Source organism: Sphingomonas faeni, assembly GCF_023195535.1.
Taxonomy (GTDB): domain Bacteria; phylum Pseudomonadota; class Alphaproteobacteria; order Sphingomonadales; family Sphingomonadaceae; genus Sphingomonas; species Sphingomonas faeni_B.
This window is the reverse complement of sequence record NZ_JALPNF010000003.1, coordinates 487174-509492: the sequence shown is the minus strand read 5'-3', so window position 1 is coordinate 509492 and position 22319 is coordinate 487174. Positions and strand designations below refer to the sequence as shown.

Genomic DNA, 22319 nt, shown 5'->3' with positions numbered 1-22319 from the left:
CGGTGCCTTACCGTAGGACCGGCGCCGCCGCCTCGCCCGTCATCCCAGCGAAAGCTGGGCTCTCATTCTGATGGTCCGTCCCCGTGGTGGGATATCCCAGCTTCCGCTGGGATGACGGTACGGGCGGTAATGGGGTGGCCGGATATCGATAATCCGTCCCCGTGGGTCGAGGTCCCGGCTTTTGCCGGGATGAAGGGGGTGCGGCCTACATTAGCGCTTACGCTTGCGTCCGCATCAGTCCTGCGCGGCGGGGCCGCCGGTGGAGACGGGGATCGCTTTGACCGAGCGGTCCTGTGCGGCGAGCAGATAATCCGCGGTCGTCAGGAACGGGATCGGGTTGACGGCGTGGCCGTCGATACGGACTTCATAGTGAAGATGCGGGCCGGTCGAACGCCCGGTCGAGCCCATCAGCGCGATAAGCTGGCCGCGGGTCACGCGCGTGTTGTCGGCGACCAGGATCTTGGAAAGGTGGCCGTAGCGGGTGGCGATACCCTTGCCGTGGCTCAGCTCGACCAGATTGCCGTAGCCGCCCTGACGACCGGCGTGCGCGACGACGCCGTCGGCGGTGGCATAGATCGGCGTGCCGACCGGGCCGGGGATATCGACGCCGGCATGCATCGCCGCGGTACCGCGGAACGGATCCGAGCGGATCCCGAAATTGCTGGTGAACGAAAGCGAGTGGACCGGCTGGACCGACGGGATCGCGATAACGCCTTGCTGGGTGGCATCGAGCTTCTTCCAGGTCTGGAACAGCGTGCGGAACTGCGCGTCGGCGCGGAGATCGGCGGTGGCTTCCTCGGTGTTGGCGGCGATCATCGGACCACCGGTCGCGGCTTGGACGCCGTGCGCCTGGCTTGCGACTGTCTTGGCGGGCCCCCCGGCCTGCGCTGCTGCGGTCGAAGCGAACCCGGCGACGCCCATCGTCGCAGCGATCGCATATTGCCCGATCGAAGAGAATTTACGCACCGCGAACACAGCCTTGAGGCGTGTCACGATGGCTGCAGTGGTAAAATCGACCATTGGTCCCCGACAAAAAAATGCAGGGCCGTTCGCCCAAGGCGGACGGCTCCGAAACTCTGTCCTGACTCGCAGCCCCTCCGCGCACCAGACAGGTGGAGTTAGGCCGGATACCGCCGCGACGGGCAAGAGCGAGGCGCCGTTCGCGCGCCGGAGCGGCAGACTGATACGGCGAGTTGATGGAATCGCCCGCCTCGCGCAGGGAACGATCGCGGAACGCGGCCGACGGCCGACGGAATATCTTCGAATCTCCGCCCTTTACTGCCCGCAGTTCAGAGCGCCTTTGCGGCCGCCAGCACCGCGTCGGCATGGCCCGGAACGCGGACCTTGCGCCACGCTTTCACCAGCGTGCCATCGGCGCCGAACAGAAACGTCGCGCGCTCGATCCCCATGTATTTCTTGCCATACATCGCCTTCTCGACCCAGACGCCGAACGCCTCGCAGGCAACGCCGTCGACATCGCTGGCGAGTTGCACGGTAAGCGAATGCTTGGCGGCAAATTTCGCGTGGGAGGCGGGCGTGTCCTTCGAGATGCCGACGACCTTCACCCCCGCCGCGTCGAACGCATCGGCGAGCGCGGAAAAGTCCTTTGCCTCGGTGGTGCAGCCCGAGGTGTCGTCCTTCGGGTAGAAATACACCACGAGCGGCGCGCCGAGGCTCGCCAGCGACACGGCTGCCTCGTTGCCCGCATCGTCAACCGTGACCGTCACGTCCGGAATCTTCGACCCTTCATCCATCCTGCTCTCCCGTCACTTGCGCCCAGAACCGGCGGACTTCCTGCCGCGTCGATTCGAGCGTGGCAACCACCGCCGGCCAATCCGCGACCCCGATCGCGCGCGCGATCAGCTCTTCCGTCGCATGCCCCGGCGGCGCGGCATCGGGCGCGACGAGGCGGAGCGTGACCAGCAACCGGGTCAGCACGTCATGCGCGGCGCGCAACGTGGGCGGGACGAGGCCTTCGGTCGCCAGCCGATCGATCGCGGTACCGAGATTGGGGTCGAAGCCGGCGCGGTTGACGAGTTGGACAACATGCACTGCGAACTCCAGGTCGACGAGGCCGCCGGGGAGGAGCTTGGCATCGAGCGGTCCCTTGGGCGGCTTGTGCGCCGCCATGTCCGCACGCATCGACTTCGCCTCGGCGACCACGTCGCGGGTCGGGCGATCGCCTTCGAGCACGCCGCGCACGATGTCAGTCACCGCGGCGCGCGCGTCCGGCGACCCGAACACCGGCCGCGCCCGGGTGAGCGCCATATGCTCCCACGTCCATGCATCCTCGCGCTGGTAGCGGGCGAAACTGTCGAGCGTGACGACCAGCGGCCCCTGCCCACCCGACGGTCGCAACCGCGTGTCGATCTGATAGAGCGGGCCCGCCGCCGTCGCGACCGACAGCGCCGCCGTCACGCGCTGCGCGAGGCGGTTGTAGTACAGGGTCGCGCCGAGCGGCTTCGGGCCATCCGACTCTGCCGCGAAGTCGCCCGTAAACAGATAGATCAGGTCGAGATCGGACGCGTGCGTGAGCATCGCGCCGCCCATCCGCCCGAGCGCGAGGATGACGAGTTCGCTGCCTGGTACGATCCCATGCACCTTGGCGAACTCGTCGATCGTCGCGCGCGAGAGCACGCCGATCGCCGCCTCCGCGACCCGCGCGTAGCCGGCGGCGACGTGCAGCGGATCGGACGCGCCTGCGACGATCTGCGCCCCGAGCGCGAACCGCAGTTCGCCGACCACCCGGCGGACATGATCGAGCCGCGCCTGGTAGTCGCCCCCGACCTCGCCCGCGCGCATCGCCGCCTCCAGCGCCGCGATATCGCCAACCGGCTCGAACGCGGTCGCGTCGATCAGCCCGTCGAGCAGATCCGGGCGCCGACCGAGATCGTCGGCAAGCGTCGGCGCATGGCTGAGGATGGCGGCAAGCAACGTCGCCAGCCCCGGTCGCGCCTCCAGCAGGCGGAAGATGTTGATCGCGCTCGGCAGGCGTTCGAGTAGCGCATCTAGCCTGAGCAACGCCGCCTGCGGCACCGGCGCGGTCGCGAACGCCGTGACGAGCGTCGGCAGCACCGCCTCCAGCGCCTCGCGCGCTGCAGGGCTGCGCAACGCCGGATAGGCCCCGCCCCGCCACGCCTCGATCCGGCGGCGCGCAGGCTCGGGCTCGTCGAACCCGGCAGCGGCGAGATCGGCCTCCAGCGTCACCGCGTCATGCGAGAACGCAGGGCGCGCGGTGTCGTCGAGCGCGTCGTAGATCCGGCCGGTCGCCGCCACCCGCGGGGCGAGCAACGCCAGCAGCGCGCCGGCATCTTCCAATCCGTGCAGCTTGGCCACGCGGTCGAGCGCCTCCCCGGTCGGCAGCGCGTGCGTCTGGCGGTCGTCGATCATCTGCACGCGGTGCTCGATCGTCCGCAGCAGCGTGTAGCCGTCGATCAGCGCCCGCGACTCGTCGGTGCCGATCCAGCCCGCGTCCGCCAGTCGCGCGAGCGCATCGCGGGTCGCCGGCGCGCGGACGCTGCGATCGCGTCCGCCGTGGATCAACTGGTGGATCTGCGCGAAGAATTCCGCCTCGCGTATCCCACCCCGCCCGCGCTTCAGGTCGTAGCCGGGACCGAACGCCTGCCCCTGCGAATGGTGATCGCGGATCCGTGCGGAAATTCCGCGTATCTCACCGATCGCGCCGAAATCGAGTGCCCGCCGCCAGACGAATGGCCGGATCGCATCGAGAAACCGCTGGCCCAGCGCGAGATCGCCAGCCGCCGCCCGCGCGCGGATAAACGCGGCGCGCTCCCACGGCAAAGCCTGCGCCTCGTAATAGCCGATCGCCGCCTCGACCGGCAGCACGATCGGCGTGATTTCGGGCGAGGGTCGCAAGCGCAGGTCGACGCGCAGGACATAGCCGTCGCCATCGCGCGCCTGGAGCAGTTCGACGACGCGCCTGCCGATCCGCACGGCCGCCTGCTCGGGCTCCTCGCGCGGCTTCACTGGCAGGGTCGCGGGATCGAACAGCAGGATCGGATCGATATCGGACGAATAATTGAGCTCGCCGCTGCCCTGCTTGCCGAGCGCGATCGCGGTGAAGCCGAGCGGCTCCGCGCCGGGCGTCCGCTCCTCGATCGCGGCCCGGATCGCGGTATCAAGCGCATGGTCGGCAAACCGGGTCAGCGCACCGGTGACCGCGGTCAGGTCGAGCACGCCCGCAAGATCGCCGATCGCGACATTCAATGCCATCGCGCGCCGTTCGAGCCTGAGCCGTTTGGCAACCGCCATGTCGGGCGTCGCACTGGATGCGCCAAGATCGAGCCGCCCTTCGGCAAGCGCACGGGCAAGTACCGGCTCGCGGTCGAGAATCATCGCGAGGAAAGGAGACCAAAGTCGCGCCCGGTCGAGCGCGTCGTTTATCGCGTGTTCAGTATTCGTGCTGCTCATCGCGCAACACTACAGAATTCAGTCCATACTTTACACGACAAAGCAACAAATAATCGACTTAGCCGTTATTGCCAGCATGACCTATTCGTTCCTTACCATCAGCCGCGAAGCCGAAGGCCAGCACGTTGTCCGCCGGCCGAGACCGACCGACGTCATCGGCACTTCGTTGCGCGATGCGTTCGGGCCTCAGCCGAGGCTGCCGGAAGATATGGAACGATTACTGCGGTCGCTCGACGGTGCAAAAATTCGACACCACTGAGACCCCAACCATCTTAATCTTCGGACCGAGAATCAGCGCCCGCGGCTAAGATGCTCGACATCGCCCATGATCGAATCCAGGGCTGTCTTACTTGTATCAGTCTCATGATCGCGTCGCGACGGCAGCGAGCCATCGGTCAAGATCGTTTCGAGTGCCACACGACCTCGAGCGACGCGGCTCTTGATCGTCCCGACCGCAACGTTGCAGATTTCAGCCGCCTCCTCGTAGGCAAAACCACCCGCCCCGACCAGGATCAGCGCCTCGCGCTGTGGTTGCGGCAGATGCATCAGCGCACGCTGCATGTCACCAAGCTCGACATGTCGATCCTGGCTCGCCGGCGCCGCAAGGATGCGATCAGCGACAAGATCGTCCCATTCGCCCTTGAACCGCGCGCGACGCATCTGCGACAGATACAGGTTGCGCAGGATGATGAAGGTCCATGCCCGCATGTTGGTGCCAGCCTGAAACCGCAAACGCGCAGCCCAAGCCTTCAGCAGGGTTTCCTGGACCAGATCATCGGCGAGATCGCGGCTGCCTGACAGCGATCGGCCGAACGCACGCAAATGGGGAATGACCTGCGCGAGTTGAACCTTGAACTCGGCATCCGACAGAGAGACGTGCTCCACCGGCGCGACGACTTCGTCGATATCGTCCTCGTCATCGGTATGTGGAGCAGGCTGTACCATGAAAATCCTGTCAGTTTCGGTCACGTGTTTTCGGGCACGTCACCGTAAGCACTTTTCACCAAGCGGAGCCCGGTGACGGCGAACATAGGCGTTCACGACCGCAATGCCAGCCGTGCAGTCCTAACTTATGTCAGCGGAAAACACTTATGTCAGCGGAAAACGAGAAAGCCGAATATCGCGATGACCAGCACCAGCGAAATGCCCAAGATGTATCGCGTCATGTGCGGCGTCGAGCCGGCGCGAGCATCTTCGGTTTTAATGTGGATACGTTCGTTCGGGTCAGCCATGTCGAGTAAACCCCCGAAAACCGTTTTGGGTCCGCAACCATTTACGGAAGCGGACCCAAGATGCAGCGATATCGCCGCCCAATCAAGCGGTTGGAAAAAGTTGACGACGAACCGTGTCCGTTAGGCCGTCGGCACGGTCGCCTGGTCGAAGAACAATGCCTGACTGATCGCAGCCTTCACGGTCGAACGCTGGAAAGGCTTGGTGATCAGGAACGTCGGCTCGGGACGCTCGCCGGTCAACAACCGCTCGGGGAACGCGGTAATGAAGATCACCGGAACCTCGAACTCGGCCAGGATGTCCTTGACCGCGTCGATGCCCGAACTGTCGTCGGCCAGCTGGATGTCGGCGAGCACGAGGCCCGGCCGCGTTTCCATCGCCAGCGCAACCGCTTCGTCGCGGGTAACGGCGACCCCGGTCACGTCGTGCCCGAGATCGCGAACGATGGTTTCGATGTCCATCGCGATGATTGGCTCGTCCTCGATGATCAGGACCTTCGCACGCGTCTGGTTCTCGATTTCCGACAATGCGTCGGCGACCAGGTCGTCGACCTCGCTCGTATCGACTTCGATCAGGTACGCGGCGTCCTCGGGCGTGAAGCCCTCCATCGCGGTCAGCAACAGGGCCTGGCGCGACAAAGGCGTCATGCGGGCTAGACGCGCCCGGGCGACGGCCTCGTTACCACCGGAGTCCTGGACGCTTTCGTCCGCGACTTCATCGAAATTGGCCGAGTTCCAGATGACCTGGAACATCCGATACAGGCCGAGACGCGGGTCTACGTCGCGCGGGAATTCTTCCGGTGCGGCGACGATCGCTTCCAGGGTCGCGCGCACATATTTATCGCCATGCATCTGGCTGCCGGTCAGGGCCCGGCCATAGCGCCGCAAAAAGGGAAGGTGCGGTGCGAGTTGCTGTCCTAAAGACATGGGTAACGAATACTCCCTGATCCTGTGCGGCCCCTCATGTGTCGGGCGGCTCGTGTCATTGCAATGGCGGTGGCCGAAAAACCACATCTTCGCCCTATGCGTCGGCAAGACATATGCGCTGACAAACTACGGAGATGCGATTTTCGCTTAAACGTGGAACTATCGAGACCGTGTTTGGTTTCACCGACATATTCGGCGACTCCGCAGCTGGCCCGACGTCCGTCGTGGCGGGTATGCACATCGCCCTTTTGTGACATGGTATGCCAGATGATCAGGTTCGCGTCGTGCAGGGGGAAGTTTTGAGTTTGGGCCACGACACGCAGAATACAGTGCCAGTCACAAAGCCCGTAAAGGGGCCGGACAAGGATCAGCAAATGGGCTCGGCTCTGCGTTCGGTTTATCAGAAAACCGTTGATGAAGCGATTCCGGACGACCTGCTGGACCTTCTCGGCAAGCTCGACTGAGGGCGGGCCGCATGGCCTCGCCCCCCGACCCCGATCGCGTTCAGCCGTCTCCCCTAGAAGCCGGTGACCAATCTGGTCTTCACCGTGAAACGCGCCTGATCTCGGCAATGGGGCGCCTACCGACCGGCGCGAAGTTGTTTCTGATCCTGAGTGCAGCCCTGCTGCCCTTGGCGCTGATCGCCGTGTTCGCGACGTTTCAAACTACTCGACTTGCCGACACGGAAGCGCGGGCTCGCCTCCGGGTAACGGCCAACGAGAGCGCCCGCGCTCTTGCCATCGAGCTGGTCGGCGACATGACGGCGCTCCGGGTCGCGGTCAATGCTCTGGGCAACGATCCGGCAGACGCCCCGAGTTGCGCCCGCGCCCAAGGCGTGTTCGCTCAGCAATCGTCGGCCGGGACGCGTTTCGTCATCACCGAGCGTGACGGAACCGTGCTGTGCGGCACGCCGATCCCCATGCCGGCTGCGCTGCGCAGCGACGACATGCCGATCACCGCAGACATTATTCCTGACCGCGGCCTGGTGCTGGCGATCTCGGGCCCAGGCGGTAACACATTCGCCCGCGCCTATTTCCCGCAGCCCTTTCTCCAGAAGATCGGTCGTCCATCGAGCGCGGCACTGACTTTCAGCAGTGCGCTCGTGCTCGACGAAGATGCGCTGGCGCTCGAGACCATTCCGGACGAGAAGCCCCTCGATCGCATGGAGACGATGCGAACCGACCTCGGGGTTGCGGGGATCGCCTTGCGCACGAGCATTCGCAGTGCTCCGGTAACATCGTCGCTGGTGGTCGCGATGCTGCTGCCGTTGCTGATGTGGATTGCGGCGGCCAGCATTGCATGGTTCGTGGTCGATCGTCTGTTGATCCGGCCTCTTCGCCGCCTGCGGGGTGCGGTCGCAGCGTTCACGCCGGGCGAAGCGCTCGATCTCGGTGCGGTGCGGACCTTGCCCGCCCAGGAAATCCGCGAGCTTGGCGATACGTTTCAGGCCATCAGCCAGACTGTGGCGCTGCACGAAGCAGGATTGGCCGAAGGGCTCGTGCGCCAAACCAAGCTGACCCGCGAAGTCCATCACCGGGTCAAGAACAACCTGCAAGTCATTTCCAGTCTCATCAATTTTCATGCCCGCAGCGCCCCGAGCGAAGACGCAACCGCGGCCTATTCATCGATCCAGCGCCGCGTCGACGCGCTGGCGGTCGTGCACCGCAACCACTTCGCCGAGCTGGAGGAAAATCGCGGGCTGAACCTGCGCACCATGATCGGCGAGCTCTCTGCGAATATTCGCGCGACTGCATCCGATCGGTCGCATGGGCTTGGCATCACGCTCGATATCGATCCGTATCTGGTCAACCAGGACGTCGCGGTGGCGATCGCGTTCCTGGCGACCGAAACGATCGAGCTCGCAATGTCCTGCGATCCTGCGGCGCAAATCCGAATCGTCGTCAAGCCCGCCGATGTCCCCGAGCGGGCATTGCTTCGCGTGGTCTCGCGCGCGCTGGTGGAAAGCGACGCCCTGCGTGAGGCCGCAGCGCGATATGGTCGCGTCATGGAGGGGCTGTCGCGGCAGTTGCGCTCTCCCCTTCACCACGACCCCTTGATCGGGGCGTATGAAATCGCATTTGCCATCAAAGGCCGCGACTGATTAAAAGTCGACACCGCACAGTTAACGGTTGTTAGCCTTAGATTTTTTTCGGATAATCGTCTCAAGCGCGGAACACTTCGGCGCGGTCGCCGTTCAGTAAATCGGACAGCGACTTTATGCCCCCCCGCTCTCGCTGTCCAAGTCATAGGCCCGGACGCATCACCCTCCCCCCCCGGTGATGTGGCCGGGCCTTTAAACTTAGGCGCCGGTCGCCGGGTCCAAGCTCTTGGAATATCGCAAAAACGGAGCGGCCGGTCGGAACGAATTCCGATCCCGAACATTCCAGCCGGGGTGGCATTCGTGCCCTTCTAGGAGGATTATTATGCGTAAGTTGGTTGGATTGGTCGTCGTCGCAGGCGCGCTCATGGTTTCGGCATGCAACACGGTCGAGGGTGCGGGCAAGGACGTCGCATCGGCAGGCAGGACCGTCGCGCAGACCGCAGACGGCGCCAAGTAAGCTCTTGCGCTTTTGATAACGGAACGGGGCCCGGTGCACATGCACCGGGCCCCGTTTCCATGTAAGCCTTCTGCGCTCTTAACTCTCGACGATATCGGTGGAGTCGCCCTCGATCGCCTTGGCTTTCGCCCGGCTTCGCTCGGTGAACCAGATCCCGATCAGCGCGAGCTCATACAGGATGACCAACGGGATCGCGAGCAGCAACTGGGAGCCAATGTCCGGCGGCGTCAGCACCGCGGCGATCGCGAACGCGGCGACGATAGCGTAACGCCGCGCGCCGATCAGCTGTTTCCGCGTGACGATGCCTGCCCGTTCCAGCAGCATCAGCAGGACCGGCAGCAGGAACGAGATCCCGAAGCCGAACAGGAACTGCATGGTGAACGACAGATAATTGCCGATCGCCGGCAGCGCCTCGCGGTGGATACCGCCGACCATGCCGTCAAACCCGAGCAGGAAGTGCAGCGCCATCGGAATTGCGATGTAATAGGCCATCGATGCGCCGGTCAGGAACAGCACCGGCGTCGCGAGGATGAACGGCAGCAGCGCGCGCTTCTCCTTCTTATAGAGGCCGGGCGCGACGAACTGCCACAGCTGGTTCGCGATCACGGGGAAGGACAGCATCATCGCCGCGAAGAACGCCACCTTGATCTGGACGAAGAACGCCTCGAAGATTTCGGTATAGATCACCTTGTTCTGCCCCGCCGCGAGCAGCGGATGGACCAGGAAGCCGAAGATATCCTCGGCGAAATACATCGCGATCCCGAACGTCACGATCAGTGCGGCAATGCAATATAGCAACCGCCGCCGGAGCTCGATCAGATGGTCGAGCAACGGCGCCCGGCTTGCGTCGATCTCGCTCATGCTCTGCCTTCGGCGTTATGTTGGGCGATCACGGCGGGTTCGCTCATGACGGCGCCACGTCGGACTTGCCGGTCTTGTCTTCGCGGGCGGGAGCCGTCGAAGCTGGCGTATCCGGGGGGGTGTGGGACAGATCCGAACCACTATGGCCGATCGGCGGCTGCTCCGGATCGGCCGGCGCCGGCGTCGACGATACCGTCGGCGGAGCGGCGGCGACCACCGGCTTCTCGACCATCACCGGTTCGTCCGTATGATCGCCCGCCGCATGATCCCCGCCCGCATCATTTCCGCCCGCATCATTTCCGTCCGCATGATCCGCAGACCTATAATCGCGGCGGTACTCGTCGGTCTCCGGCGAATGCACGACCTGCGCGGTATCGGTCGCGCCGTCCGAACCCGTCTGGGGATGCTCGCGCATGATGCGTTCGTTTTCCGACGCCCAGCGCTTTTCCATCTCCTCGAGTTCGGCCTCGCGCACCATCGAATCGAAACCCGAACGGAATTGCCGCGCGACGCCGCGCGCCTTGCCGACCCAATAGCCGACCACGCGCATTGCCTTGGGCAAATCCTTCGGACCGATCACGACGAGCGCGACGAATGCCACGAGCAGGAACTCGGAGGGCGCGATATCGAACATTCAGCCGCGCCTATCTAGGGTCTTCAACTCTGCCAACTTCAAGCACGATCGCTTCAGGCAGGACGGTCGTCGCGGACGCGATTGCCGTCGCGATCGAACGCGGGATCGGCAGACTTCTGCGCTTCGATCCGTGCCGATGGCTTTGCCGGCGTCTCGTCGTCGTTCTCCGACATGCCTTTCTTGAAGTTCTTCACACCCTTGGCGACGTCACCCATCAGGCTGGAAAAGCGACCGCCGCCAAGAAGGAGGATCGCGACGACCGCGAGGACGAGCAAGTGAATCGGGCTAAAACCGCCCATGGCCATTCTCCTGAAAACTGAACCCTATCTAAGGCTCATCCCGCCTCAATGCCAGAGATTGCGCCATCCCCCCGCCATCTTCGCTATCTTCGAGCCGATCGAAGGCGAGATCGACCGGATCGAGCAGCCCGGCGGCGCGCAGATCGTCGATCCCCGGCAGGTGGCGGCGGCTCGCCAGCCCGAAATGAAAGAGGAATTCGGGGCTGGTCGCGAACATCAGCGGCCGCCCCGGCACTTCGCGCCGCCCCGAAGGCTTGACCCAGCCCGCCTCCATCAGAACGTCGAGCGTCCCCTTCGAAATCTGCACCCCGCGAATCGCCTCGATTTCCGCGCGCGTGACCGGCTCGTGATAGGCGATGATCGCCAGCGTCTCGATGCCAGCGCGACTGAGTTTGCGCGGCTCCTCGCGGTCGCGGCGCAGCATGTGCGCCATGTCCGCCGCGGTCTGGAACTGCCACCGATCGCCCCGCCGGACGATGCCGATCCCCCGCCCGGCATAGTCCGCGGCGAGCCGATCCAGTGCCGCACGGACATCGCCCGCCCCGACATGCGCGCGGATCGCGTCGATCGTCAGCGGGGTCTCGGCCGCGAACAGCACCGCCTCGACCGCCCGCACGAAATCATCCGGCGGCATCACGCGCGCGCTCTCAGATAGAGTGGCGCGAACGGCGAGGCCTGGCGCAGGTCGATCTTACCCTGCCGCGCGAGTTCGAGTGCCGCGACGAAGCTCGACGCCAGCGCCGATCGCCGCAACCGCTCTCCAGCTTCGGGAAGGAAACTCTCGATCGCGCTCCAGTCGATCCGTTCGCCGACGAGAATCGACACGCGCTCCAGCGCCGCCTCCAGCGTCATCACCTCGCGGTCGGCGACGACATGCATCACCGGCCGCGTGCGTGCCGAAATCCGGCCATAGGCGGCGATCAGGTCGAAGATCTCCGCCTGCCATGCCGCTTTCCGCACCGTCCGCAGCCCCTCGGGCGCGCCTCGCGCGAACACGTCGCGCCCGGTCCGATCGCGCGCCATCAGCCGCGCGCCGGCCTCGCGCATCGCGCTCAACCGTTCGAGCCGAAGCTGCAACCGCAGCGCGAGTTCCTCGGGATCCGGCTCGGCGAGCGGATCGCGCGGCAACAGCAAGGCGGACTTCAGATACGCCAGCCACGCCGCCATCACGAGATAGTCCGCCGCCAGTTCCAGCTTCAGCGCGCGCGCGGAATCGACGTAGGCGAGATACTGCTCGACCAGCGCAAGGATCGAAATCTTGCGCAGATCGACCTTCTGCCCGCGCGCAAGCGACAACAGCAGATCGAGGGGCCCCTCCCACCCGTCCAGATCCAGCGTCAATTGTGCGTCGCTCATGACGCCGAGATACAGGATTGCACGCGGTTCGGCATCCGTGAAAGGATGGGCTGGCGATGGACTCAGGCCACTCGCTTGTGTCCAGTGAGCATCCGGTACCGCGACCTATTCCGCATCGGAATTCTGCATAGCCGTGCAGCCCGGTTTTTCCGCCGTTTTCGGATCGAGGCGAAAATTGTGAATTTTGCATCAGGGCCCGAGAGATTGGTAGTCACCTGACATTGGCTTACACAGATAATCGCGTCCGGTTGCAGTTGGATGTTAGGCCGTTTTCGGTAGAATTTTGCCTGCCTTGGAGAGTTTCGTGCGAAACCTGCTCTTGCTAACGCTGATTGCGCTCTGCCTTGCTGAGTGTACCGCACCGCAGCCAGTAGACGGTTTGACCAGAGACCGGCTTACCAACCACTACTGGGGCTTACGACGGTTCCTTGGCAACAAGGTTGCTCATGCGGAACCCGAAGCGGCGAGCCTCCGCTTCCGTCCGAACGGACAGATCGACGGCACCGCGAGTTGCAATAGCATTGGCGGTAGCCGTCTAAATTGGTCGGCTACCACGGTGGGTAACGCAGGCAGCTTCTCACACAACAACGCGCAGCCGATGATCCAAACAGCGGTAGGCTGCGGTGATCGCCGCAGTGTCGTCGTGGCAAACGATTTTTGGCAGCGAATGGACGCGGCTGAGGCGTGGTCACTACAGGACGGACGGCTCCAGATCACCTTCTCTGATGGGGGCACGGCGGAACTGGTATCCATTACCAATCCTCTCCTTGGGCGCGGGTCCGAAAGCGGGCGCAAGACCTCGAACAATTTCGACCACAAGTAGGCGGCTAGCTACAGGCCACTTGCGCAAATGCTTGATGCAAAACTTTTGATTTTTGCATCAAGCATCAATGCCCGCATGTTTTCTATCAGGCTCGCTCCAACAGCGCGTCCCGCGTGGCTATCAAGTTAGCGAAGTCGCCCTTGGTTTGTCTGACCGATGCCATCGCCCGATCGAGCCGCCCCCGCGACGCGCCGGAAATTTCACCCAGGCGACCGGCGATTTCGATCATCTCGTCCATGCGGGCCCAGCAGTCGAGGACGAGGTCGCAACCGGCTTCGATCGCGCCCGCCGCCTTGTCGCCGGCGGTGCCCGACAGCGCCTTCATGTCGATGTCGTCGGTCATCAGCAGGCCTTCGAAGCCGATCCGTTCGCGGATGATCCGTTCGATCACGATCGGCGACAGCGTCGCGGGGCGGTCGGCGTCCCACGCCTCGAACACGATATGCGACGTCATGCCCATCGGCGCCTGGTTGAGCGTGCGGAAGGGTTCGATGTCGATTTCCAGCTCGGCGTCGGTCGCGGTGACGGTCGGGAGGTGGTGGTGCGTGTCGAGCTTGGCGCGGCCGTGGCCCGGCATGTGCTTGACGATGCCAACGACGCCGCCCTCGGCCAGCCCCTCCAGCGTCGCCCGGCCGAGCGCCGCCACCCGCATCGGGTCGGAGCCGAACGTGCGACAGGACACCGCATCGGTCGTATCGGGTTGCGCCACGTCGAGCAGCGGCGCGCAATCGACGGTTATCCCGACCTCGCTGAGCATCACGCCCAGCGCCTGGCCATTCGCACGCGCCGCCTGGATCGCGGTCATTGGGGCGCGTTCATAGGCTGCATCGAACACCGGGCCCGCTGGGAATGCCGGCCATTCGGGGGGGCCCATCCGCGCGACGCGGCCGCCTTCCTGATCGATCAGGATCGCCAGGTCGTCGCGGCCGGCCAGTTCGCGGAGCGAGTCCGTCAGCGCCCTTACCTGCGTACGATCGACGATGTTGCGCTTGAATAGGATGTAGCCGGCAGGCTCGCACTCGGCGAAGAACGCGCGTTCCTGGGGCGTGAGGACGGGGCCGGACAGGCCGAAGATGACGGGCTTCATGCACTCTTCCTAACGAGACCGGCGCGCGCGATCATTCAATAATCCTTCGACACGCGCACGTTCGCGCTCTGGCGGCCGAGCGTCGAGATGCTCGACAACAGCGATAGCCAGCGGGTGACCTGGAACTCGACCTGCGTGGCGGAATAGCCCTGCCCGTCGGTGACGATTTCCGCATACAGCCGCCGCGTGACGTATTTGCCGGCCGCGATCGACGTCCCCTGCCCGGTCTGCGGGTCCGCCGGCAGGATGCGCAGGCGATCGAGACCGGCCGCGCGGCGCACCGCGTTGATCGGGTTCAGACCGCTGCCGCCGCCCTGCAACGCCGCGACCGCCGCCGCCAGCTGCAACGCTTCGGGCGCGGACAGGTTGGTGATCGAGGTGCCGAACAACAGCCGCGAGAGCAGTTCGTCCTCGGGCAGCGCGGGCGTGCTCGTGAAACCGATTTCGGGTTTCAGCGCATAGCCGGTGACGCGGATCGACGCGCTGAGCCCGGTCGAATCCGCGTTTGCCTCGATATCGAGCGCCGGGTTGGCGGGCACGCCGCCGTCGAACCGGATCACGCCGCGCGCGAGTTCGAACTGGCGGCCGGCGAACTCGTAATCGCCGCGGACCAGCGTCGCGCGACCGGTGATCGCCGGGTTATCGGGCGCGCCCGCGATCTGGAGGTTGGCAGACCATTCGCTGGTCAGCCCGAGCCCGCTGACCATCACCTGGCTGGGGGCGCGCGCCTTGATCGCCAGCGTCCAGGGCGTGGTGCGTTTCGCGGTCTCTTCCCCGCCCTCGGGCAGGTTGATCTCGCGGATGTTGAGCTGCGGCACCGCGCTGGCGGCGGTCGCCTGGCCGAGACGGTAGCGGCTCTTGTCGAGCAGGACGTCGCCCGCGATCGTGCCGCCTGAGCCGTTAGACTTGAACGTCAGCGGCCCGGAGACGGTGGCGCCGATGTCGTCGCGGTTGATCATCACCGCCTTGTCGGCCTGCAGCGTCAGATCGAGGCCGATCCCGGCGGCGGCGGCGAATTCGAACTGGCCGGTGCCGGTGACGCGCCCGCCCTTGCCCGCGTCCGCGCCGAACCGGTCGATCACGAGCCGCGAGCCGCCGAAGCGGCCGGTCGCCTGGACGTTGGTGAGGACGGTGCCGGTGGTCGCGCTCTCGATCCGCGCGCCGTTCGCCTGGACGACGCCGCGCAAGGTCGGGTTGGCGAGCGTGCCGACGACGTCCGCGCCGATCGCGACCGGGCCCGAAAGGTCGAACAGCTCGACCCCGGTGAGCCGCCACAGCGTGTCAGCGGGCCCGCTGTACCGAAGCTGCCCGAACAGCCGGGCGTTGCTGATGCGCGACGCGAGGTCGCCCCCTCCAGCATTGGGCCCGAGCGGTGCAAGCTGGGCCTGCGCGCGCCCGATCGTCTTGCCGCCCGAGGCGATCACCGCGCGCAGGCCGAGCTTGTCGGGCGACAACACCGCCGCGACGCCGACGTCGATCGGTCGCGACGACAGGACGAGGCCGGCGCGGGCGAGGCCGCGGATCGTGAGGTCGGCCTTGCCGGTCGGCGCGGCGCCGTTCGTCGTGGCGAAGTTGAAACGCCCCGATGCCGAACCGCTCAGGCCGAGCCCCGGATAGCCGATGTCGAGCAAGGCAAGCGGCATCCGCGTCAGGCTGGCATCGATCGCGGTGCTGGTCGCGGTGAAGAGCCCGCCGACCTGCGCCTCACCGCCGCCGAAGCTGAGCTTGGTCGGGGCGAGGTGCCAGCCGTCTTCGGCCTGGGTGACGACGGCGGGGGTGAGCAGTTTCAGGGGGCGACCGTCGAGCGTCCCTTGCGCGGAGATCGCGTAGCTGTTCGCGGTGACCTGCGTAACGCTCTGGATATCGAACGCGCGCCCGCGGGAGCCGGCGATCGACGCCTTGATCGTGCCGATGCCACCGCGCAGGGAGGCGGAGCCGTTGAACCGCGCGAGGCTGAGCGCACCGCGACGCAGGCCGAGCCCGGTCGCGGTCGCCTCGATCGAGGTGCCGGCGGGATCGAGCAACGTGACGAAATCGAGCTTGCCCTGGCGAAGTGCAACGGTGTCGAGCGTCGCGGCTTTTACAGCGAGATGGCCTTCGATGCGCTGGATCTGTCCAACCGGACGGAACAGGAGTTCACCCGAGATACCGCCGCCCGCGACCGCGAGCGCACCGTTGAAGCCGCCATCGACGACCGCGATATTGCCGCTCGCTTTGGTGCCAGCGACGTTCAACGCGGCGATCGCGATCGTCGCGCCCTTGCCCGGCGGCAACAGGATCGCGCCGTTGGTCGTGAACGGCCCGAGCCGCGAGCCGCCCGCCGCGGTGAACGCGAACCCCTGCGCCGTCGGATCGAGATGCGCGCGGACGTTCGACAGGCCGAGCGTCGCATTCGGGCTCGCGAAGACGAGATCGAGCGTCGGCTTCTCGATCTGCCCGTCGAGTTTCAGCGTCACCGGGCCATAGGTCTGCTGGCGTCCGCCGCCCTCGAAATGGAAGGTCCCATCCCGACGCCGGTAACCGTTGCCGGTCAGCCGAATCTGCGGCGCGGTCAGCACCAGATTGGTGAAGTGCAGCACGCCATCGGTGGTACGTTCGAGGTTGGTCGTGATCCTCGGCAATCCGCCCGCGAGGCTGCGGAAGAACGCGTTGTCGAGCCGCACCATCTGCGCGCTGCCCTGCCCGATCACGCGCATCCCCTTGCGGTTCGGGCCGGGGACGACGCGCAAGGTCGACTTCACGTCGACGATGCCGAGCCCGGGGATCAGATAGCGCCCGAGCCCGCCATTGATGCCGACCTCGAACTGCCCGTTGCGCAGGTCGACCGCCAGATTGATGCTGCCGGTGAGCTTGTCGGACCGCAGCCTCAGCGCGTCGCCGGACAGCAGCGTCGGGGTCACGCGGAGGAGCCCGTCGACCGACAGGTTGCGCAGGATCCCGCCCGCGACCGTGCCGACGCCGGTGACGCGGGCGGCGGTGAAGCGGATCGGCACGGTCACCGGCGCGGCGGAAAGCCGCCCCTTGCCGGCGGCGTGTGCATTCTCGAACCCGGTCTGGTCGAACGCGAACCGGCTGGCGTCGATCCGGTAGTCGAACGCCGCGGTCGCGAACGGCCCGTCGAGGATCGCGCGCAGTTCGACCATGTTGCCCGTCATATTGGCGAACAGCGCGGGCGGACGCAGCAGCCGCGCCTTGATCCGCACGTCGCGGTACGCGTTGGCGCCGAGATCGATGATGCCGGTCGTGTCCACCGCCAGCGCCGGCGTGCGCAACGAGAGTTGCCCGTCCAGCCGGCGGTCGGCGAACCCTGCACTGCCGTTGACGAGCACGCGCGGCGCGGTCAGCTTTTGCAGGCGGCCCTTGAGCAGCGACGACGGCGCGAGCGTGCCCGACAGCGTATGACGCCCGGCAACCTGCGCCAGCGCGAGATCGACCACCCGCGTCGTCCCGATCATGCCGTTGGCGCGGCCGTTCCACTTCGCCCAGCTGCCGTCGCCGGTCACCGCCAGCGCGACCGGCCCCTTCGCCTTGACCATCCGCGCGAGCACGCCGCCCGCGGCCCCCTTCGCGGCGACGTCGATGTCGAAGCGGTCGCGCGCCGGCTCCGCGTCGATCCGGAGCGTCAGGTCGTCGCTGCCGGCAACGCGCGCCTTCAGGTCGACCAGCGCGCGCCCCGAACGAATATCGGCACGTCCGTCGAGTCGCGCAATCCGCTGCGTCCCCAGCACGCGCTTCGCGAGCGTCAGCCGCCCGACCGACAATTGGCCGATCCGGATATCGAAGTCGGGCAGGATAGATCCGCGGGTCTTCGACGGCCGGGTTCGCGGCGTGTGCGTCAGGATCGCGCGATCGACGATCAGCCGCCGGATCTCCAGCCGGTTCAAGAACCAGTCGAACGGCGACCAGTCCAGCCGGACGTTCGGCGCCTGGAAGACAAGCCCCTCCAGATCGTACACGCGCAGATCGATCAGCCGCGTTTCGCCGTACAGCGACCCGTCGATCCGCCCGACCGTGAAGCGCAGCCCGTTCGCGGTCCGGATCGCGGCGATCCGGTCCGCGACGAAACGATGCCCGATCCCCGTGTCGACGATCAGCAACGCCGTGCCGAGGATCACCAGCAGCGCCATGACTGCACTGACAATCCAGCGCCACCACGCGATCCGGCGCTTTGGAAGGGTCGCTTCCTCGCTCAAAACGCCTGCCCCAGCGACACGTACACCGCGATCCGGCTATCGCCCGGCTGTGGGTTGATCGGCGTGCCGACGTCGAGGCGGATCGGCCCGAAGTTCGAATAATAGCGCACGCCGATCCCGGTGCCGTATTGCAGCCCGGTGAATTTCGGCAGCGGCGAGGTATAGATGTTGCCCGCGTCGAGGAACGGGACGATGCCGAAATTGCCGAACGCCTTCACACGAGCTTCTATCGAAAATTCGGTCAGGCTGCGGCCGCCGATCGGGTCGTTGTTGGGATCGCGCGGGCCGATCGACTGATAGCCGTAGCCGCGCACCGACGCGCCGCCACCGGCATAGAACCGCCGCGACGGCGCCACCTGATCGCGCGGCGCACCGACGATAGTGCCGAGCCGGGTCCGCGCCGCAAGCACCACGCTGCCGCCGATCGGCTGGTACACGCTGCCGTCGAACTGCGTCCGCGTGTAGCCGAACACCGACCCCTGCAACGACACTTCGGGGCTGAGCCGCCCGCCAAGCCGAAAGCCCTTGGTCGGGTTCAGCAGGTCGTCGGAGCCGTCATAGTTGAGACTGGTCGGCAGCGCGCCGATGAAGAACGTCCGCCGCCGCGGATCGCCGGTCGACACGATCACGTCGCGCTCGTCCGACGCGATCAGCTCGGCGCCCAGCGACCACGTCCAGGTCTTCTGGAAGAAGATGTTGGTCTGGCGCTCCAGCGTGCCCGCGAGCGTGAAGGTCTTCGCATCATAGGCATCGCGGTTGGTGTGCACCGCGGAGGCCTGCAGCGTCAGCACGCGGTCGCGCGCCTGGAAATTGTTGCGCCGGAACACGATCGAGCCGAGCTGCTCCTGCGTCCCCAGCACGCTGCGCAACGTCAGCGCGCCCTCGGGCGGGAACAGGTTGCGGTGCGTCCAGCTGATTTCCGCCCGCGCACCCTCGCCGGTGCCATAGCCGAGTTCGCCCGCGATGGTATGCGGCGGCGCCCGATCGAGCTTCACCGCGACATCGACGGTGTCGGGCGTCGTGCCCTGCACCGGCTTGATGTCGACCGCGGAGACCAGGCTGGTCTGGATCAGCGCGCGGCGGAGATCGTCGATCTTGGCCGCGTCATACGCATCGCCCGGCGAAAAGCGCGCAATCTCCGCGACATGATCGGCATCGAACACCCGGTTGCCGGGCAGCGCGACGATCTGCCCGAACTTGCGCGCGCCGCCGGGCTGCACCGACAGGTCGAGCGTCGCGGTGCGCGTGGCATGATCGACGACGATCGCCGGATCGCCGACCTTGGCGAACGGAAAGCCCTCGCGGCCGATCTGCGTGGTGAGCTTGGCCTGACCCGCAACGATCGCATCGGAATTGACCGGATCCTCGGGCTTCACGCCGAACGCGGTGACGAGGCCCGGCGCCTTGTCGCCCGCCGCGGCGATGCCGTCGATCGTCACGCCCTTGAACCGGTAGAGCGTGCCGGGCGCCACCGACAGCACGACCATCGGCTTCGCGCTGGGCTCTATGCGCGTCACGATATTGGAGTCGTAATAGCCCTCCGCGCGCAGCAGGCTGTTCAAAAGGTCGGCGTCCTCGCGGGCGCGACGATCAAGTTGCGCGGCGTTGGCGGACTGCCCGTCGTTCGCGTCCAGCGTCGAAAGCTGTGCGAATCGCTGGCGGAGAAGGCCGGCGTCGATCGCATCGATTCCGTCGATCCGCCAAGCATAGCGGGTTTCGGCGTTGGCATCGGTTGCGGCTATCGCGGTCGCGGGATCGTCCGGCCGGACGGCGAGATCAGGCCACGCGACGCCGATATCGGGAAGCGGGGCGAGCGGCGAGTTGGGATCGAGCGACATCGGCGTGTCGGGCGTCTGACCGACAGGCGCCTGCCCGAGCGCCCCCAGTGCCGGCACCTGAACTGGCGTCGGTACGGGCGCCGGAGTCTGTGCCACGGCACCGGAGATCGTCAGAACGAAAAAGGCGGCGGCCGGCCCGGCTCGCCCGACGCGGGACACCATCACCGGCTCCTAGCCGGGCTTGTCGTTGCGGAACAGTATGTAGCGCCGTATTTCCGCCACGTTTCGTCCGGGGGCCGCGGGCAGCTACGGCGGCGGCGGCAAGGCTGGCATCGCGGCGCGTCGCGTGGCAGGACGAGGCATGGCCGACCCTAATTCCCGCGACCCCGTTTCCCGCGATACCGCCCCTCCGCACAAGGATCCGAGCGCCGCGGGCGGGTTTCTCGTCGCGCTGGGGATGCTGGGCGGCGCGGGCGTCGGCTTTGCGATCGGGCAGGTGACGCCCGGGTTTCTGATCGGGACCGGGGTCGGGGTCGTGGCGGCGGTGTTGGTGTGGCTGCGCGATCGGCGTTGAGCGTGGGAGTCCTTCTGGGCTCGCGACGTGACGGCTAAAACTGACCCATCTTCGCCGGCCAGCCCCCCGTTCGTCCTGAGTAGCGGTCGAGTAGCTGCAACGCAGCGTATCGAGACGGCGTATCGAAGGACAGGTTGGTACGCGGAACCCATGCTTCGATACGCGCCCTCGATACGCTCCTAACGGAGCTACTCGGTCGCTACTCAGCACGAACGGAAGAGGGGTTACGAATAGGGAGTACGGAAGGGGGTTGAAGCCTCTCGCTACCGCGGTTCGCGCATCTGCCAGACGACACGGCCGATCACCGTGATCCGTCCGTCCGGCACCGGCCCCGCGGCCGGATTGTCGCTCGTCGCCACCAACGTGCCGCCGGTCAGCGCGACTCGCTTCACCATCACCGCGTCGTCGATCCGGATCACGTAGACGCCGCCCTTTGCGCGCGGTGTCCGGCTGGCGGTGTCCACCACGATATGATCGCCGTTGAACAGCCCTGGCTCCATCGAGCTGCCGCGTACGCGGATGATCGCCGCCTGCCCGTCCTTCAATCCAAGCCGGCGCGCGAGACCCGGATCGAGCGTGTCGGTGCCAAGCGCGATCTCGCCATCGACCAGCGCGCCGGGGCCTGCCGATGCGACGACGTTGAGCTTCGGGACGCGGAACTCCGCCGCGTGCTCCGGCGGTGCGCCGAGGATGGCCTCGCTGACCCCGAGATAATCCGACAGCAACCGCCGATCGCGTTCGCCGAGCAGCTTGGGCGATCCGCGGCGGACATATTGTTGAAGATACGCCGGGTTGCGCCCGAGCATCGCCGATAGCGCCGCCAGACTGTCGCCGCGCGCCGCCGCGAGCGTCGCCAACGCGCGTCGCGGATCGGGATCGGGTGCGATTTTGGCCACCGACCGACCGTAACGTAGGAAATTTCCTAGACAAGTAGGATTTGTCGGAACAGATCAAGAACATTGGCCAAGGACTCGGGCCAGGACTCGGGAGGAGCGACGATGACCGTTCTCGTGAAGATCGATCGATATCTGCGGCAGACCGGCATGCCGATGACGAAGTTCGGGCGGCTGGCGGTCGGCGATCCGCGGCTGGTCCATGACCTGCGTCGCGGTCGCCAGCCGCGCGAACCGATGGTGGCGCGAATCGAGTCGTTCATCGCGGCGAACCGGTCGTGAGGATGGACGCGCTGCGCGGCCCGGATGCCGGCACACTGCTGATCCGCGCGCTGCGGAGCCAGGCGATGACAGCGAGCGTGACCATGCACGTCGAGTCGATCGCCTGCACGCCGTGGGCCAGCGCGACGTTCGTCGGGACGCAGCACCGGCTGACGATCGTCGCCGATCCCGTACCCGGTCTTCGAGAGTGGATCGATCAACTGCCCGAGGCGGGGTTTGCGATCCGTGGCCATATCGTCGCGGATCTGTCCGTCGATCGGGTCGAAGCGATCGACGGACGGACACATGCAACGGTCGCCATACTGACGCTGCTCGACGCCTAAACCGTTCGCGGCTTGGCCGTGGGGGGTGGACTTTCGCGCCGCGAGACACGAAGTCGGCGGTCAACGAAGGA

The 22319-nt window shown here is 66.0% G+C and carries 23 protein-coding genes; 8 read left to right on the top strand and 15 right to left on the bottom strand.

Going from position 1 to position 22319, the window contains the following annotated elements; translation table 11 throughout:
- Positions 1 to 234: 234 nt before the first annotated feature.
- The 3 genes from SPHN_RS09605 to SPHN_RS09595 all read right to left on the bottom strand — a co-directional run bounded on the left by SPHN_RS09605 (position 235) and on the right by SPHN_RS09595 (position 4431).
- Positions 235 to 993, bottom strand: coding sequence for a M23 family metallopeptidase (locus SPHN_RS09605; RefSeq protein ID WP_248522918.1), 759 nt, complete (start codon positions 991 to 993; stop codon positions 235 to 237).
- 296 nt (positions 994 to 1289) lie between these two features.
- On the bottom strand, positions 1290 to 1754 hold the full coding sequence (locus tag SPHN_RS09600) for a peroxiredoxin (protein WP_248522917.1): 465 nt from the start codon (positions 1752 to 1754) through the stop codon (positions 1290 to 1292).
- On the bottom strand, positions 1747 to 4431 hold the full coding sequence (locus SPHN_RS09595; protein ID WP_248522916.1) for a bifunctional [glutamine synthetase] adenylyltransferase/[glutamine synthetase]-adenylyl-L-tyrosine phosphorylase: 2685 nt from the start codon (positions 4429 to 4431) through the stop codon (positions 1747 to 1749). Before SPHN_RS09595 ends, SPHN_RS09600 begins: the two co-directional genes overlap by 8 nt.
- On the opposite strand from SPHN_RS09595, the gene SPHN_RS09590 reads away from it, so the two are divergent.
- Positions 4421 to 4690: a hypothetical protein gene (locus SPHN_RS09590; RefSeq protein WP_248522915.1), complete on the top strand. Its 270-nt coding sequence runs from the start codon at positions 4421 to 4423 to the stop codon at positions 4688 to 4690. The two genes, SPHN_RS09595 and SPHN_RS09590, sit on opposite strands and share 11 nt — an antisense overlap.
- A 32-nt stretch (positions 4691 to 4722) precedes the next feature.
- Here the strand turns inward: SPHN_RS09590 and SPHN_RS09585 are convergent, their stop codons facing one another.
- From SPHN_RS09585 to SPHN_RS09575, 3 genes are all read right to left on the bottom strand, one after another.
- On the bottom strand, positions 4723 to 5376 hold the full coding sequence (locus tag SPHN_RS09585) for a sigma-70 family RNA polymerase sigma factor (RefSeq protein ID WP_132896205.1): 654 nt from the start codon (positions 5374 to 5376) through the stop codon (positions 4723 to 4725).
- A 149-nt stretch (positions 5377 to 5525) separates the two neighbouring features.
- On the bottom strand, positions 5526 to 5663 hold the full coding sequence (locus tag SPHN_RS09580) for a hypothetical protein (RefSeq protein WP_248522914.1): 138 nt from the start codon (positions 5661 to 5663) through the stop codon (positions 5526 to 5528).
- Positions 5664 to 5783: 120 nt separating this feature from the next.
- On the bottom strand, positions 5784 to 6587 hold the full coding sequence (locus tag SPHN_RS09575) for a response regulator (protein WP_248522913.1): 804 nt from the start codon (positions 6585 to 6587) through the stop codon (positions 5784 to 5786).
- Positions 6588 to 6847: 260 nt separating this feature from the next.
- On the opposite strand from SPHN_RS09575, the gene SPHN_RS09570 reads away from it, so the two are divergent.
- From SPHN_RS09570 to SPHN_RS09560, 3 genes are all read left to right on the top strand, one after another.
- Positions 6848 to 7051: a NepR family anti-sigma factor gene (locus SPHN_RS09570; RefSeq protein WP_248522912.1), complete on the top strand. Its 204-nt coding sequence runs from the start codon at positions 6848 to 6850 to the stop codon at positions 7049 to 7051.
- 107 nt (positions 7052 to 7158) lie between these two features.
- A complete protein-coding gene (locus tag SPHN_RS09565) occupies positions 7159 to 8688 on the top strand; it encodes a sensor histidine kinase (protein WP_248522987.1) in 1530 nt (509 codons plus the stop codon).
- 322 nt (positions 8689 to 9010) lie between these two features.
- Positions 9011 to 9145: an entericidin EcnA/B family protein gene (locus SPHN_RS09560; protein ID WP_248522911.1), complete on the top strand. Its 135-nt coding sequence runs from the start codon at positions 9011 to 9013 to the stop codon at positions 9143 to 9145.
- A 78-nt stretch (positions 9146 to 9223) separates the two neighbouring features.
- Here the strand turns inward: SPHN_RS09560 and tatC are convergent, their stop codons facing one another.
- From tatC to SPHN_RS09535, 5 genes are read right to left on the bottom strand one after another with little or no spacing between them, the layout of a single operon-like run.
- A complete protein-coding gene (gene tatC / locus SPHN_RS09555; protein ID WP_248522910.1) occupies positions 9224 to 10006 on the bottom strand; it encodes a twin-arginine translocase subunit TatC in 783 nt (260 codons plus the stop codon).
- A gap of 43 nt (positions 10007 to 10049) precedes the next feature.
- A complete protein-coding gene (tatB, locus tag SPHN_RS18590) occupies positions 10050 to 10640 on the bottom strand; it encodes a Sec-independent protein translocase protein TatB (protein ID WP_432715070.1) in 591 nt (196 codons plus the stop codon).
- A 53-nt stretch (positions 10641 to 10693) separates the two neighbouring features.
- Complete coding sequence (locus SPHN_RS09545; protein WP_248522909.1) at positions 10694 to 10939, bottom strand: Sec-independent protein translocase subunit TatA; 246 nt, start codon at positions 10937 to 10939, stop codon at positions 10694 to 10696.
- A gap of 28 nt (positions 10940 to 10967) precedes the next feature.
- The gene (scpB, locus tag SPHN_RS09540; protein WP_248522908.1) at positions 10968 to 11576 is read right to left on the bottom strand and encodes an SMC-Scp complex subunit ScpB; all 609 of its coding nucleotides are present in this window, start codon (positions 11574 to 11576) and stop codon (positions 10968 to 10970) included.
- Positions 11573 to 12295, bottom strand: coding sequence for a segregation and condensation protein A (locus tag SPHN_RS09535; protein WP_248522907.1), 723 nt, complete (start codon positions 12293 to 12295; stop codon positions 11573 to 11575). Before SPHN_RS09535 ends, scpB begins: the two co-directional genes overlap by 4 nt.
- A 304-nt stretch (positions 12296 to 12599) precedes the next feature.
- Here SPHN_RS09535 and SPHN_RS09530 point away from each other — a divergent pair, with 304 nt between their 5' ends.
- Positions 12600 to 13118 (top strand): META domain-containing protein, encoded by a 519-nt coding sequence (locus SPHN_RS09530; RefSeq protein WP_248522906.1) that lies wholly within the window; start codon positions 12600 to 12602, stop codon positions 13116 to 13118.
- An 85-nt stretch (positions 13119 to 13203) separates the two neighbouring features.
- Here the strand turns inward: SPHN_RS09530 and SPHN_RS09525 are convergent, their stop codons facing one another.
- The 3 genes from SPHN_RS09525 to SPHN_RS09515 all read right to left on the bottom strand — a co-directional run bounded on the left by SPHN_RS09525 (position 13204) and on the right by SPHN_RS09515 (position 20398).
- On the bottom strand, positions 13204 to 14205 hold the full coding sequence (locus SPHN_RS09525; protein WP_248522905.1) for a glycoside hydrolase family 3 N-terminal domain-containing protein: 1002 nt from the start codon (positions 14203 to 14205) through the stop codon (positions 13204 to 13206).
- A gap of 35 nt (positions 14206 to 14240) precedes the next feature.
- Entirely contained in the window at positions 14241 to 18332 is a 4092-nt protein-coding gene (locus SPHN_RS09520; RefSeq protein ID WP_248522986.1) for a translocation/assembly module TamB domain-containing protein, read from the bottom strand.
- A gap of 62 nt (positions 18333 to 18394) precedes the next feature.
- Positions 18395 to 20398, bottom strand: coding sequence for an autotransporter assembly complex protein TamA (locus SPHN_RS09515; protein ID WP_248522904.1), 2004 nt, complete (start codon positions 20396 to 20398; stop codon positions 18395 to 18397).
- 139 nt (positions 20399 to 20537) lie between these two features.
- On the opposite strand from SPHN_RS09515, the gene SPHN_RS09510 reads away from it, so the two are divergent.
- Complete coding sequence (locus SPHN_RS09510; RefSeq protein WP_248522903.1) at positions 20538 to 20750, top strand: hypothetical protein; 213 nt, start codon at positions 20538 to 20540, stop codon at positions 20748 to 20750.
- A gap of 263 nt (positions 20751 to 21013) precedes the next feature.
- Here SPHN_RS09510 and SPHN_RS09505 read toward each other — a convergent pair whose 3' ends face one another.
- The gene (locus SPHN_RS09505) at positions 21014 to 21646 is read right to left on the bottom strand and encodes a S24 family peptidase (protein ID WP_248522902.1); all 633 of its coding nucleotides are present in this window, start codon (positions 21644 to 21646) and stop codon (positions 21014 to 21016) included.
- A gap of 102 nt (positions 21647 to 21748) precedes the next feature.
- Between SPHN_RS09505 and SPHN_RS09500 the strand changes: the two genes are divergently transcribed.
- Positions 21749 to 21925 (top strand): hypothetical protein, encoded by a 177-nt coding sequence (locus tag SPHN_RS09500; RefSeq protein ID WP_248522901.1) that lies wholly within the window; start codon positions 21749 to 21751, stop codon positions 21923 to 21925.
- Positions 21922 to 22248, top strand: a complete 327-nt coding sequence (locus tag SPHN_RS09495; protein WP_248522900.1) for a hypothetical protein — start codon at positions 21922 to 21924, stop codon at positions 22246 to 22248. The genes SPHN_RS09500 and SPHN_RS09495 overlap by 4 nt, the downstream gene beginning before the upstream one ends.
- The last annotated feature ends 71 nt before the right edge of the window (positions 22249 to 22319 follow it).